This is a genomic window from Streptomyces sp. A1136, assembly GCF_004795055.1.
Lineage (GTDB): Bacteria > Actinomycetota > Actinomycetes > Streptomycetales > Streptomycetaceae > Streptomyces.
The window spans coordinates 110,699-123,615 of the sequence record NZ_SSBJ01000011.1 but is presented as its reverse complement, the minus strand read 5'-3'; the positions used below and the strand labels follow the sequence as shown (position 1 = coordinate 123,615).

Sequence of the window (12,917 nt, the reverse complement as noted above, 5' to 3'; positions counted from 1 at the left end):
GTGCCAGGCGCAGGGCCGCCTGGCCGCAAGCGGCCCGGACCGACCGAGCGAGGCACAGTGGTCACGAGCGTGTCCCGCCAGGACTAGCCGACGGATGCGATGGCAGCGGTCGTTCCGGTGATGGAGAAGTCCCTGGCCCGGTCTCTGGAGTCGATCGAAGCGTCGCATGGTGCCAGGTCCGGAGCGCTCATGACGTCCCTGAACGTGGCCCGCGTCCGGGGCGTCGGCGATGCCGACGCGGTCAGGCTCGCGACCTGGGAGTCCTGGCTGCCGGCGATGCAGGTGTACTCGGCGGTGTTCGCGGCCACGGCCACCGACCGGGAGTCGGTCACTGCAAGATCCGCCAGGAGGAGCGGGAACTGGTCACGACGGGACCGCAGTTCTACCTGAACGCCGGGACCGGGTGCAGGCCTTCTACCTCGCGCTCATCTGTCGGGAGACCGATGGGCAAGCCGTAGTACCCGCCGATCATGACGTTCTACCGCTACCGCCATCACTCCTCTGGCGATCGCCTGCCTCGCCCGCGCCGACGGCATGCCGATCGAGTACGAGTCCGGCTACCTCCCCCAGCCACACCGAGTCCACGACCACGAAGCGGCCAGGCTCTACGCGCTCGGTCCGATGACACCGACCACGCCCCCGTCCCCGAACACGAGGCGGCTGCGTTCATCGAGTCGGTGACGACGAAGCCGACGGGCTCGCGGTGATGCGGAGGGTGTTGTTCCGCCGGGGCGGCCGTGGTCACCGGCGCGCCCCTGCCCTGCGTGCGTGGTGCCCGGAGCCGGACTTGAACCGGCACGACCCGAAGGTCAGCGAGGTTTAAGCTCGCCGTGTCTGCATTCCACCATCCGGGCAGGGCGTGGCGGCCCCCGTTGAAAAGCCGTGAACGCTACAGGTGAGCTTATCCGTAGTATCTGCGCCCCCACCTGGGAGTCTGTCCGATGTTGTCTGATTTTATTGACGCTTGAGTAGCCGTCAGGTGCGATAACGCGCGGTCGGCACGTTGCTGACGGTGATCTCCCTCGCGAGCAATTGACGGGATTTCGCCTCCCCGCGCCACCCCACCCGCCACCCCGGGCTCGGCGTCGTCCTCGGGGGCGGAGTCATACCAAAGGAGGAGACGGCCACGCCCGTGGTCAGCCTTCAGTGGGCCGCCGAACCGGCACCGCGGCTGATCCGGGGTGGGGGTGTGCGCGGGGAGGATGGAAGGGTCCCGCCACAGCGCAGCACCCCGCTCGACAGGAGTCCCCCGTGACCGCCATGAACTACGCCCCCGCCACCCAGGCGGTGGCCGCCCGCGCCACGCAGCTGTCCAAGGTGTACGGCCAGGGCGAGACCCAGGTGGTCGCGCTGGACAACGTCTCCGTCGACTTCGCCCAGGGCCGGTTCACCGCGATCATGGGCCCCTCCGGCTCCGGCAAGTCCACCCTGATGCACTGCGTCGCGGGCCTGGACACCTTCTCCGGCGGCTCCGTGCGCATCGGCGACACCGAGCTCGGCTCCCTCAAGGACAAGCAGCTGACGCAGTTGCGCCGCGACAAGATCGGCTTCATCTTCCAGGCCTTCAACCTGCTGCCGACTCTGACGGCCCTGGAGAACATCACGCTGCCCATGGACATAGCGGGCCGCAAGCCCGACCGGCAGTGGCTGGACTCCGTGATCCGCATGGTCGGCCTCTCCGACCGCCTCGGCCACCGCCCCACGCAGCTGTCGGGCGGCCAGCAGCAGCGCGTGGCCGTGGCCCGCGCCCTCGCCTCCCGGCCGGAGATCATCTTCGGTGACGAGCCCACCGGCAACCTCGACTCCCGCTCCGGCGCGGAGGTACTGGGCTTCCTGCGCAACTCCGTCCGCGAAATGGGCCAGACCGTCGTGATGGTCACCCACGACCCCGTCGCCGCCTCCTACGCGGACCGCGTCATCTTCCTCGCCGACGGCCGCATCGTCGACGAGATGCTGAACCCGAGCGCCGACGGCGTCCTCGACCGCATGAAGGCCTTCGACGCCAAGGGCCGCACCAGCTGAGGGACTTCCCCTCCCCGTCCCCGCTGACCTCCGACCCCCTGGACGCCTCCACCATGTTCCGTACCGCCCTGCGCAACGTCCTCGCGCACAAGGCCAGGCTGTTGATGACGGTGCTCGCCGTCGTCCTCGGCGTGGCCTTCGTCTCCGGCACCCTCGTCTTCACCGACACCGTCGGCAAGGCCCTGTCGGGCCAGTCCGCCAAGAGCTTCGACGGCATCGCCGTCTCCGTCACCGCCCACGGCCCCTCCCGCAACGACGACGGGACGAAGGAGGGCGAGCCGGGGATCAGCCAGCAGACCCTCGACAAGGTCAAGGCGCTCCAGGGCGTCGACACCGTCTCCGGCCGCGTCTCCGGTTTCGCCGGTGTCGCCGACCCCCAGGGCAAGCTGATCGGCAGCGGCTGGGCCAACCGCGGCTCGAACTTCGCCCCTGTCGACCAGGGCAAGGACCCGCGCTACGCCTTCGCCGAAGGCAACGGCCCCGCCAAGGCCGACCAGGTCGCCCTCGACAAGGAGACCGCCCGGCGCGGCGAGTACAAGGTCGGCGACAAGGTCCGGGTGGCCTCCAACGGCCTGGCCTCCGAATACACCCTGACCGGTGTGTTCACCACCGAGGACGGCCAGGTCAACGCGGGCGGCTCGCTGGTTCTGTTCGACACCGCCACCGCCCAGAAGCTCTACCTGGCACCCGGCTTCTACGACGAGCTCTCGGTCGGCGCGAAGCCCGGCACCACCGCCGACAGGCTGCTGGCCGAGGTCGAGCCGCTCGTCGGCAAGGACGCCACGGCCAAGACCGGCGCCGAACTGGCCGCCGAGCAGGCCAAGTCCATCGAGCGGCAGATGGACACCACCAACCAGATGCTGCTGACGTTCGCCCTGATCTCGCTCTTCGTCGGTGTCTTCCTGATCTACAACACCTTCACCATGCTGGTCGCTCAGCGCACGAAGGAGCTGGCCCTGCTGCGCGCCATCGGCGCCAACCGCGGCCAGGTCAAGCGCTCCGTCCTGGCCGAGGCCCTCGTCGTCGGCGTGGTCTCCTCCGCCGTCGGTCTGCTGGCCGGCGTCGGTCTCGCGGTCGGCATGCGCTCCCTGATGGACTCCATCGGGGCGAAGATCCCGGCCGGTCCACTGGTCGTCAGCCCCGGGACCATCGCGATCGCGATCGTCATCGGCGTCCTCGTCACGCTGCTCGCGGCCTGGCTGCCGGCCCGCCGCACCGCCAAGATCGCCCCGGTCGCGGCCATGGGCAGCGCCCACCTGCCGGCCACCGCCAAGTCCCTGGTCCTGCGCAACAGCATCGGCGGCGCGCTCACCCTGTTCGGCCTGGCCGGCATCCTCGGTGGCGCACTGGTCGGCAAGGACGGCAAGATGATCATCGGCGGGGGCGCCTTCCTGACGATGATCGGCATCATCGTCCTGCTGCCCGCGCTCTCCCGCCCGGTCATCGCGGCCCTGCGCCCGGCGTTGGCCAAGGTCTTCGGCGTCGCCGGCAAGCTGGCCGCGCAGAACGCCGTGCGCAACCCGCGCCGCACCGCCGTCACCGCGGCCTCGCTGGCCATCGGCCTGACCCTGGTCACCGCCCTGTCGGTGCTGGGCATGACCATGGGCAAGGCAGTGGACCGGATGACCACGGACAAACTCAAGGCCGACTACAAGGTCTCGCTCTCCGGCGGCTTCGGCGGCCTCGACCAGAGCGTGATCGGAGCACTGGCCAAGGCGCCGGGCGTCAAGGCGGTCTCCCCGCAGCAGGCCGGCTACGTGCGCTTCGACGGCGGCAAGGAGTCCGGCTCCGTCTCCGGCGTCGAACCGGCCACGATCGGATCGCTCCTGAACATCGAGGTCGTCACCGGTTCGCTGGACAGCCTCGGCAAGGGCCAGGTCGCGGTCGCCGACACGACGGCGAAGTCGCGGGGCCTCAAGGTCGGTTCGGTGCTCAAGGCCGCCTTCGACGACAACAAGAAGGCCGATCTGGTGGTCGGCGCCGTCTACAAGGAGATGGACGGCATGCTCTCCCCCTACGTGCTCGACTACAAGATCCTCTCCGCGCACGAGGAGAAGCCGTACCTGCCCGAGGTCTTCGTCAAGATGGACGGCGGCCCCTCGGCCAAGGCCCAGCAGACCCTCGTCGACGCCCTCGGCAAGAACCCGGCGATGAACATCGCCACCCGGCAGGACATGCGCAACGAACTGGGCGGTGCCATCAACACCGCGCTGAACATCATGTACGGCCTGCTGGGCATGGCGTTGATCATCTCGGTGCTCGGCGTGGTCAACACCCTGGCCATGTCCGTCTACGAGCGGACGCAGGAGATCGGCATGCTGCGCGCCATCGGCCTGGACCGGGGCCGGGTCAAGAACATGATCCGCCTGGAAGCCATCGTGATCTCGCTGTTCGGCGCGGTCATCGGCGTCGCCCTCGGCACGTTCATCGCCTGGGCCGTCGGCCAGACCATCAAGGACGGGGTGCCGCACTACGCGCTGGTCGTCCCCTTCGACCGAATCGGGATCTTCCTGCTGCTGGCCGGTGTGGTCGGCGCCCTGGCGGCCATGTGGCCGGCCCGCAGCGCCGCCCGACTCAACATGCTGACCGCCATCAAGACCGAGTAGCCCCGGCCCCACGCAAGGGAAGAGCCCCGCGACCGAACTCCGGTCGCGGGGCCCTTCCCTTGTCTCGTGTCCCGCTGCTCGTCACGCGTACGCGATCACCGGGCCTGCGGCGCGCCCCACTCGCGGGCCCGCAGCGGCATCGCGGAAACCCCGCCGTTCCCCGGGCGGACCGCGAGGACCTGGTTGACCCCGAGCCGGTTGTGTTCGAAGCCGAGCGCGGACGCCGCCATGTAGAGCAGCCACACCCGCGCGCGGCCGGGCGAGGTCAGCCGGACGGCCTCGTGCCAGTGCCGCTCCAGCCGGGCCACCCAGGCCCGCAGGGTCAGCGCGTAGTGCTCGCGCAACGCCTCCACGTCGCGGACCTCGAAGCCGGCCCGCTCCAGTTCGCCGACGGTGGTGCCGATCGGGGAGAGTTCCCCGTCGGGGAAGACGTAGGCGTCGATGAACTCGTCGACCCGGTACGCCTCTTCGTCGGGCTCCGGCGGCCGGGCGATCTGGTGGTTCAGCAACCGGCCGCCCGGGCGGAGCAGTTGGTGCAGGGTTTGGGCGTACTCCCGGTAGCGGACGGCCCCGACGTGCTCGGCCATGCCGATCGAGGAGATCGCGTCGTACGGGCCGTCCTTCACTTCCCGGTAGTCCTGGACCCTGATCTCGACGCGGTCGGCCAGACCTTCCTCGGCGACCCGCTTGCGGGCGTAGACGGCCTGCTCCTGGGAGAGGGTGATGCCGACGACCTGGACCCCGTACTCGCGGGCCGCGTGCAGGGCCATGGAGCCCCAGCCGCAGCCCACGTCGAGCAGGCGCTGCCCCGGCGTCAGGTCGAGCTTGCGGCAGACCAGGTCGAGCTTGTCCCGCTGGGCGTCCTCCAGTGTGCCGCCGGGGCTCCAGTACGCGCAGGAGTACACCATCGACGGGCCCAGGACGTGCTCGTAGAAGGCGTTGCCGACGTCGTAGTGGTGGCTGATGGCCTGGCGGTCGCGGCCCTTGCTGTGGATGGCGCCTCCGCGGCGGACGGCCTCCTCCGGGGGCGGCGCGGGCGCCGGCCAGGGCCGGGCCAGGGCGATGAGGTCGCGTACGGCGGCACGGACCCCGGGGTCGCGCAGTTGCTCGGCCGTCACGGCGGCGCCGGAGGCGGCGGCGGGCAGGTAAGAACGCAGGGCGGAGCGCAGGGCGGCCCGTCTGGCGACTCCGGTGGCCACCGGGGCCGCGGGGGCCGGCGCGGGGGCGGCCGGGCGTTCCCACAGCAGTCCGGCCACCCGGTCCAGCAGCTCGAACAGGTCGCCTTCGACGGTCAGGTCCCCGGAGACCCAGGCCCGGGCCAGCCCCAGCTCGCCCGGCTTCCACAGGATGCGGCGCAGCGCCCGACGGCGGTTGAGGACCAGGGTCGGTCCGGTGGACGGGCCGGCCTCGCTGCCGTCCCACGCACGTATGCGCACGGGCACGGGGGCGCCCAGCAGGGTTTCGGTGAGCGCGGCCAGCCGCGGCGCGGCGTCGGTCATGGCAGGCACCTCCATAAGTTCCGACCGGACGGCCTACCCATTTACGGCAACGGTTAGGCCCTGTCCCGACGATCTTCACGGAGGCGGCTCAAGGAACACCCGAGGACGGCACGAGGAGACCGTGGGAAGGGCCGCCGGCGTGTCGCAAGGGGTGGATGGGACGGGAGCGCCGAGGGAGGGGCGGAGGCGCCGAGAGGAGCCCGCGGGAGGGCGTCAGGGGCGCACCCGGAAACACCGAAGGGACCGCCCGCACCACGGATGGCGGGCGGCCCCTTCGGGGACGTGCTGGTCGTACTCAGGCGTGATGCGGCTCGCGCCGCGTCAGGAGGCCTTGGCCTTCTGGGCCGGGGCCTGGGCGGCCGGGGCCGGCGCCGGCTTGGCGGCCTCGTAGAACTCCTCGCGCGGGGACTCCAGCGCACCGAGGGAGACGACCTCGCGCTTGAGGAACATGCCGAGGGTCCAGTCGGCGAAGACGCGGATCTTGCGGTTCCAGGTCGGCATGGCCATGCCGTGGTAGCCACGGTGCATGTACCAGGCGAGCCGGCCCTTGAGCTTGATCTTCATCTTGCCCATGACGATCATCGCGACGCCCTTGTGGAGGCCGAGACCCGCCACCGCACCCTTGTTGGAGTGCGAGTACTCGTGCTGCGGGAAGCCCCGCATGCCCGAGATGACGTTGTCGCCGAGGACCTTGGCCTGACGCAGCGCGTGCTGGGCGTTCGGCGGGCACCAGGCGTTCTCGACGCCGGCCTTGCGGGCGGCGACGTCCGGGACCTGGGCGTTGTCGCCCGCGGCCCAGATGTAGTCGGTGCCGGTGACCTGGAGGGTCGGGGCGGCGTCGACGTGGCCGCGCGGGCCCAGCGGGAGGCCGTAGCGGGCCAGGACCGGGTTCGGCTTGACGCCGGCGGTCCAGACGATGGTGTTGGAGTCGACCTCCAGGCCGTTCTTCAGCACCACGTGGCCGTCCACGCAGGAGTCCATGGAGGTGTTGAGGTAGATCTCGATGCCGCGGGACTCGAGGTGCTCCTTGCCCCAGGTGCCGAGCTTGGGCCCGACCTCGGGGAGGATCTTGTCGGCCGCGTCGACCAGGATGAAGCGCATGTCCTCGCGCTTGATGCTGGAGTAGTACTTGGCCGCGTCGCGGGCCATGTCCTCGACCTCGCCGATGGTCTCCGCGCCGGCGAAGCCGCCGCCGACGAAGACGAAGGTGAGGGCCTTGCGGCGGACGTTCTCGTCCGTCGTGGACTCGGCCTTGTCGAGCTGCTCGAGTACGTGGTTGCGCAGGCCGATGCCCTCTTCGACGCCCTTCATACCGATGCCCTGTTCGGCGAGGCCGGGGATCGGGAAGGTGCGGGAGACGGCGCCGAGCGCGATCACCAGGTAGTCGAAGGGCAGCTCGTACGCCTCGCCGACCAGCGGCGTGACGACGGCGACCTTACGGTCCTGGTCGATGCTGGTGACCCGGCCGGTGAGAACCTCTGCCTTGGGCAGCACGCGTCGCAGCGGGACGACGACGTGCCGAGGCGAGATGCTGCCTGCGGCCACTTCGGGGAGGAAGGGCTGGTAGGTCATGTACGAGCGCGGGTCGACAACCGTGACGGTCGCCTCGCCGTAGCGCATCTTCTTCATGATGCGCTTGGCTGCGTACAGGCCTACGTACCCACCTCCTACAACGAGGATCCTGGGACGCTCCGTGGTGCTCATGGAACGAGTATCCAGCACCCCCGGGGGTGACGCTCGTGAGCCCCTTCACAAGGTGCTGGGGACCCTCTGCTACACTGCGCCGCCCACGTGACCCATGTCATGGCGCCGAACGGGAACCACCGTGTAACGGGAGTCGTTGTTCACCCGTCCTGAACTGGCCTCTCAGGCTGAAAACGGAGTAGACCACCGGGTTCGTGGATACCTACCGGGGTACCCCACGCGCCTCCGACAATCGCACGAACGCTCGCACAAAAAGGGCCCGCAGGGGCCCCGAGCGCCCCGAAGGGCCCCCCGCTTCACCCTGCGGGCCTTTTTTCCTTGTGAAGAACTTCACGAAGCTCGTGCATTCGAAGGCTCTTCCGGCTCTCGAACAAGCCCCCACAAGGTCCCGTCCATGCCCGTTCCAGGCCCGAACGACCCCCGAACCAGGCCCACTCAGGCCACGGACCAGGCGATGCCGTCGAGGATGTCGTGCTCCGAGACGACGACCTCCGAGGCGCCGACGCGTTCCATGACGGCGAGCAGCACGAGTGCGCCCGCGCCGATCACGTCGACCCGGCCCGGGTGCATCACGGGGATGGCCGCCCGCTCGGCGTGGGTGGAGGTCAGCATCCGCTCGGCGATCTCGCGGACCTCCTCGTAGGGGATTCGGGAGTGGTGGATGGCCGGAGAGTCGTACTCCGGCAGGCCGAGCGCGATGGCGGCGACGGTGGTCACCGAGCCCGCGAGACCGACCAGGGTGCGGGCCCGCCCCAGCGGGACCGTCTCGGCGGCCAGGTCCAGCGCCGCCTCGATGTCGGCCCGTATGGCGGCGATCTGCGCCTCGGTCGGCGGATCGCTCACGACCCCGTCCACCACCAGGTGGCGCTCGGTCATCCGGACGCATCCCACGTCCACCGAGCGCGCCGCCTCGACGTGCTCCGAGCCGACCACGAACTCGGTGGAGCCGCCGCCGATGTCCACGACCAGGAACGGCCGCTCCAGGTCGGTACGGCCCGTGAGTTCCTTGGTGGCGCCGGTGAAGGAGAACTCGGCCTCCTGGTCCCCGGTGATCACCTCGGGCTCGACGCCCACGATGTCCAGGACGCCCTGGACGAATTCCTCGCGGTTCTCGGCGTCCCGCGAGGCCGAGGTGGCCACGAAACGCACCCGCTCGGCGCCCAGCTCCTTGATCACAGCCGCGTACTCGCGGCAGGCCGCGAAGGTCCGCTCCAAGGCCTCCGGGGCCAGCCGGCCCGTCTTGTCGACGCCCTGGCCGAGCCGGACGATGGTCATCCTGCGGTCCAGCTCCACGAAGTCGCCCGTGGCCGGGTCGCAGTCCGCGACCAGCAGGCGGATGGAGTTCGTACCGCAGTCGATACCCGCCACCCGGGTCACCGCGACGACTCCTTCTCCCCCGCGCACGGGGTGACGCAGGGCCCCTTGGCCCACCACTCCGGCAACATCGCCAACGCCTCGTCGCCGAAGGGGTTCACGCCGGGCCCCGCCGCCAGCGAGTGGCCGACCAGGACGTGCAGGCACTTGACCCGGTCCGGCATGCCGCCGGCGCTCGGGAAGCCCTGGAGCACCTCGATGGCGTCGCGGCGGCTGATGTAGTCCTCGTGCGCGGCCCGGTAGGCGGCGGCCAGCTCCGGGTCCTCGGCGAGCCGGGCCTGCATCTCCTTCATGACGCCGTTGGCCTCCAGCGTGCCGATCGCACCGGCGGCGCGCGGGCAGGTCAGGTAGTACAGCGTCGGGAAGGGAGTGCCGTCGGGGAGCCGGGGCGCGGTCTCCACGACGTCCGGCTGCCCGCAGGGGCAGCGGTGGGCGATGGCGCGCAGGCCGCGCGGCGGGCGGCCGAGCTGCTGCTCGAACGCCTCGATGTCCGCGGCGGTCGGCTCGGTGCGGTCGGTCTGGGGCGGGGGCGTCTGCATGCCTGGGGTACGTCTCTTCGTTTCGTATGGGTGGTCTGGGTCAGTCGCCGGGCCGGTCGGCCTTGTCGACGCCGTCCCAGACGTTCGAGTACCAGGGCCGGTCGGAGCCGGCCTGCCCGGTGCGGCGGTGCTCGGCGGCCTCGGCACCGGGGTCGTTCATGATGTAGCCGATCTCGCCGGGGCGCAGGAAGTGCAGGTGCTTGCGCGCCTGCTGCTCGGCATAGGCCGGGTCCTGCCAGCGTGCCTTCTCGTCGCGCAGTTGTTCCAGGCGCTTGCGCGCGCCGTCGGCGGCCCGCTGTTGGTCCGCGATCTCCGAGCGCTGGGACACGTACTGGCGCATCGGGTACGCCAGGGCGACGACCAGCGTACAGAGGACGAGGACGAGGAGCGCCGCCCGGCCGGTGAGCCGGCTGCGGCGGACCTGGCGGCGCGACTGGGAGCGGTAGACGTGCGCGGCGGTCCGCTCGCCGAGCTGCTTGAGCCTGGTCGCCGTCGAGAAGGTGGAGAACCGATCCCGGTTCCCGGCCATGGTCCCGCCTCCCCTTCGCACGCGCTACGCAATACGTCCCCGCACACGGTACGGGACCGAGTGCGGGGACGTACGGAGGCCGGCGCCGCGAGGCGGCTATTGGCCCGTGCTGTGCCTACTGGTCCGCGGAGCGGAACCGCGGGAACGCGGAGCGGCCCGCGTACACGGCGGCGTCGTCGAGGATCTCCTCGATGCGCAGCAGCTGGTTGTACTTGGCGACGCGGTCCGAGCGGGCCGGGGCGCCGGTCTTGATCTGGCCGCAGTTCACGGCGACGGCGAGGTCGGCGATGGTGACGTCCTCGGTCTCGCCGGAGCGGTGCGACATCATGCACTTGAAGCCGTTGCGCTGGGCCATCTCGACGGCGTCCAGGGTCTCGGTCAGCGAACCGATCTGGTTGACCTTGACGAGCAGGGCGTTCGCGGAGCCCTCCTCGATGCCGCGGGCCAGGCGCTCGGGGTTGGTGACGAAGAGGTCGTCGCCGACGATCTGGACCTTGGCGCCCAGGCGGTCGGTGATGGTCTTCCAGCCGGCCCAGTCGTCCTCGAACAGCGGGTCCTCGATGGAGACCAGCGGGTACGCCTCGACGAGCTCGGCGTAGTAGTCGGTCATCTCGGCGGCCGAGCGGGACTGGCCCTCGAACTCGTACTTGCCGTCCTTGTAGAACTCGGACGCGGCGACGTCGAGCGCGAGCGCGATGTCCTTGCCCGGGGTGTAACCGGCCTGCTTGATGGCCTCGATGATGAGGTCGAGCGCGGCGCGGTTGGACTCCAGGTTCGGGGCGAAGCCGCCCTCGTCGCCCAGACCGGTGGAGAGGCCCTTGGTGTGCAGGACCTTCTTGAGGGTGTGGTAGACCTCCGCGCCCCAGCGCAGCGCCTCGGAGAAGGACTCCGCGCCGATCGGGGCGATCATGAACTCCTGGATGTCCACGTTGGAGTCGGCGTGCGACCCACCGTTGAGGATGTTCATCATCGGAACGGGCAGCAGGTGCGCGTTCGGTCCGCCGAGGTAGCGGAAGAGCGGCAGGTCCGAGGCCTCGGACGCGGCGTGCGCCACGGCGAGGGAGACGCCGAGGATGGCGTTGGCGCCGAGGGAGCCCTTGTTGTCCGTGGCGTCCAGGTCGAACATGGCCTGGTCGATCAGCCGCTGCTCGGTGGCGTCGTAGCCGACGAGCTCCGGGCCGATCTGCTCGATGACGGCGAGGACGGCCTTCTCGACACCCTTGCCCATGTAACGGTTGGGGTCACCGTCACGGAGCTCGATGGCCTCGAACGCTCCGGTGGAGGCGCCGGACGGGACTGCAGCACGGCCGGTGCTGCCATCGTCGAGGCCCACCTCGACCTCGACCGTGGGGTTGCCTCGGGAGTCCAGGATTTCCCGGGCTACGACGACGTCGATGGACGGCACGAGCATCTCCTTCTGGGATGTGACGCTGGGTGTGCGGTGGCAGGGGCCGATGGGACGGCCCTGCCGACTAGAGCCTAACCGGCTCCGGGCACTGGACCGGCCGACTGCCCGGGTCCTGGGACGAAAAAGCGGCCGTACGCCTGCTTTCCCGGACAAAGCGAGTGCCTTCGACCGCCGTGCGGCCGCCACCCCGTGTGCCCCGCCGGCTTCCGGCCGCGGACGCACCACCGCCCGGCGCGTGGAGGGGTACGCGCCGGGCGGTGGTCGGACTCGGGGTTACCCGATGGTTCAGCTGAGCTTCAGCTTCTGGCCCGGGAAGATCAGGTCTGCGTCGGGGACGATGTCCTTGTTCAGCTCGAAGAGCTTCTCCCAGCCGCCCTTGACGTCGTTCACCTGGGCGATGGTGCCCAGCGTGTCGCCTTCCTTGACCTCGTACGAACCGTTGCCCGTCTTCGGGGCCTCGGTCTTCGGGGAGGTCTTGGGGGCGGCCTCGGTGGAGCGCTCGGAGCGGGTGACCGGGGCTTCGGCGCGCTTGGTCGCCGTCTTCGGCGCCGGGGCGGCTTCCTTCTTCTTGGTCTCGACCTTCGGGGCGGGCTTGGGGGCCGAGGCCGAGCCGCCGCCGCTGTAGGAGGAGTTCGACAGGCCCACGCCACAGGACGGCCAGGCGCCCTTGCCCTGGCTCTTGAGGACCTTCTCGGCGACGGCTATCTGCTGCGCCTTGGAGGCCTGGTTGGCCTGGGAGGCGTACGCCTTGCCGCCGTAGGCGGCCCAGGTGGAGGACGAGAACTGCAGGCCGCCGTAGTAACCGTTGCCGGTGTTGATGGCCCAGTTGCCGCCGGACTCGCACGCCGCGACGTGGTCCCACTCGGAGGCGGTCGCGGCGCTCGCGGAGCCGGCGGCCATGAGGGGCGCGGCGACGGCGACACCGGTGACACCGGCGAGCGTGACGATGCGGGTCGCCTTGGAGGCGCGGCGGTGCTTGCCCTTGCCGGAAAGCAGCATGGAGTTTCTCCTCACCGACGCCTGCGAGGTGAGCTGTCGGGTTCGGGCGAGTGAGTTGCCCGGCCGCGCGACCAGCGCGCGGCTTAACCCCTAGCCGGTTGCGACCGTCTCTCAACGGCCTTTCCCGGCGCCTACCTTGGTTCCCCCGCTCCTGCCTTCGGCGCTTTACGCGACGACTGTTCTCTCCGTCCGCCGGCAGGATTCGGCGATGCGGTCGAAGAGGCTCGCGGTGACGAG

The 12,917-nt window shown here is 70.3% G+C and carries 10 protein-coding genes, 1 tRNA gene and 1 riboswitch; of the genes, 3 read left to right on the top strand and 8 right to left on the bottom strand.

Annotation, left to right across the window (positions count from 1 at the left end; translation table 11 throughout):
* Positions 1-189 precede the first annotated feature (189 nt).
* Positions 190-390, top strand: a complete 201-nt coding sequence (locus tag E6R62_RS40820) for a hypothetical protein (protein ID WP_240801647.1) — start codon at positions 190-192, stop codon at positions 388-390.
* A 379-nt stretch (positions 391-769) separates the two neighbouring features.
* Here the strand turns inward: E6R62_RS40820 and E6R62_RS13400 are convergent.
* Positions 770-854, bottom strand: a tRNA-Leu gene (locus E6R62_RS13400).
* Positions 855-1,260: 406 nt separating this feature from the next.
* Between E6R62_RS13400 and E6R62_RS13395 the strand changes: the two genes are divergently transcribed.
* Together E6R62_RS13395 and E6R62_RS13390 are read left to right on the top strand one after the other, a co-directional pair.
* The gene (locus E6R62_RS13395; RefSeq protein WP_136213667.1) at positions 1,261-2,022 is read left to right on the top strand and encodes an ABC transporter ATP-binding protein; all 762 of its coding nucleotides are present in this window, start codon (positions 1,261-1,263) and stop codon (positions 2,020-2,022) included.
* Between the two features lie 53 nt (positions 2,023-2,075).
* Positions 2,076-4,628, top strand: coding sequence for an ABC transporter permease (locus E6R62_RS13390; protein ID WP_136213606.1), 2,553 nt, complete (start codon positions 2,076-2,078; stop codon positions 4,626-4,628).
* Between the two features lie 95 nt (positions 4,629-4,723).
* Here E6R62_RS13390 and E6R62_RS13385 read toward each other — a convergent pair whose 3' ends face one another.
* From E6R62_RS13385 to E6R62_RS13355, 7 genes are all read right to left on the bottom strand, one after another.
* Positions 4,724-6,127, bottom strand: coding sequence for a cyclopropane-fatty-acyl-phospholipid synthase family protein (locus E6R62_RS13385; protein WP_136213605.1), 1,404 nt, complete (start codon positions 6,125-6,127; stop codon positions 4,724-4,726).
* 321 nt (positions 6,128-6,448) lie between these two features.
* Positions 6,449-7,831, bottom strand: coding sequence for an NAD(P)/FAD-dependent oxidoreductase (locus E6R62_RS13380; RefSeq protein WP_136213604.1), 1,383 nt, complete (start codon positions 7,829-7,831; stop codon positions 6,449-6,451).
* A gap of 435 nt (positions 7,832-8,266) precedes the next feature.
* Entirely contained in the window at positions 8,267-9,208 is a 942-nt protein-coding gene (locus tag E6R62_RS13375) for a Ppx/GppA phosphatase family protein (RefSeq protein ID WP_136213603.1), read from the bottom strand.
* Positions 9,205-9,744 (bottom strand): DUF501 domain-containing protein, encoded by a 540-nt coding sequence (locus E6R62_RS13370; protein ID WP_136213602.1) that lies wholly within the window; start codon positions 9,742-9,744, stop codon positions 9,205-9,207. The genes E6R62_RS13375 and E6R62_RS13370 overlap by 4 nt, the downstream gene beginning before the upstream one ends.
* Before the next feature lie 40 nt (positions 9,745-9,784).
* Positions 9,785-10,273: a septum formation initiator family protein gene (locus tag E6R62_RS13365; protein WP_136213601.1), complete on the bottom strand. Its 489-nt coding sequence runs from the start codon at positions 10,271-10,273 to the stop codon at positions 9,785-9,787.
* 115 nt (positions 10,274-10,388) lie between these two features.
* Positions 10,389-11,684: a phosphopyruvate hydratase gene (gene eno, locus E6R62_RS13360; RefSeq protein WP_136213600.1), complete on the bottom strand. Its 1,296-nt coding sequence runs from the start codon at positions 11,682-11,684 to the stop codon at positions 10,389-10,391.
* A gap of 282 nt (positions 11,685-11,966) precedes the next feature.
* Positions 11,967-12,680, bottom strand: a complete 714-nt coding sequence (locus E6R62_RS13355) for a transglycosylase family protein (RefSeq protein ID WP_136213599.1) — start codon at positions 12,678-12,680, stop codon at positions 11,967-11,969.
* 3 nt (positions 12,681-12,683) lie between these two features.
* A riboswitch (cyclic di-AMP (ydaO/yuaA leader) is annotated at positions 12,684-12,853 on the bottom strand.
* Between the last annotated feature and the right edge of the window lie 64 nt (positions 12,854-12,917).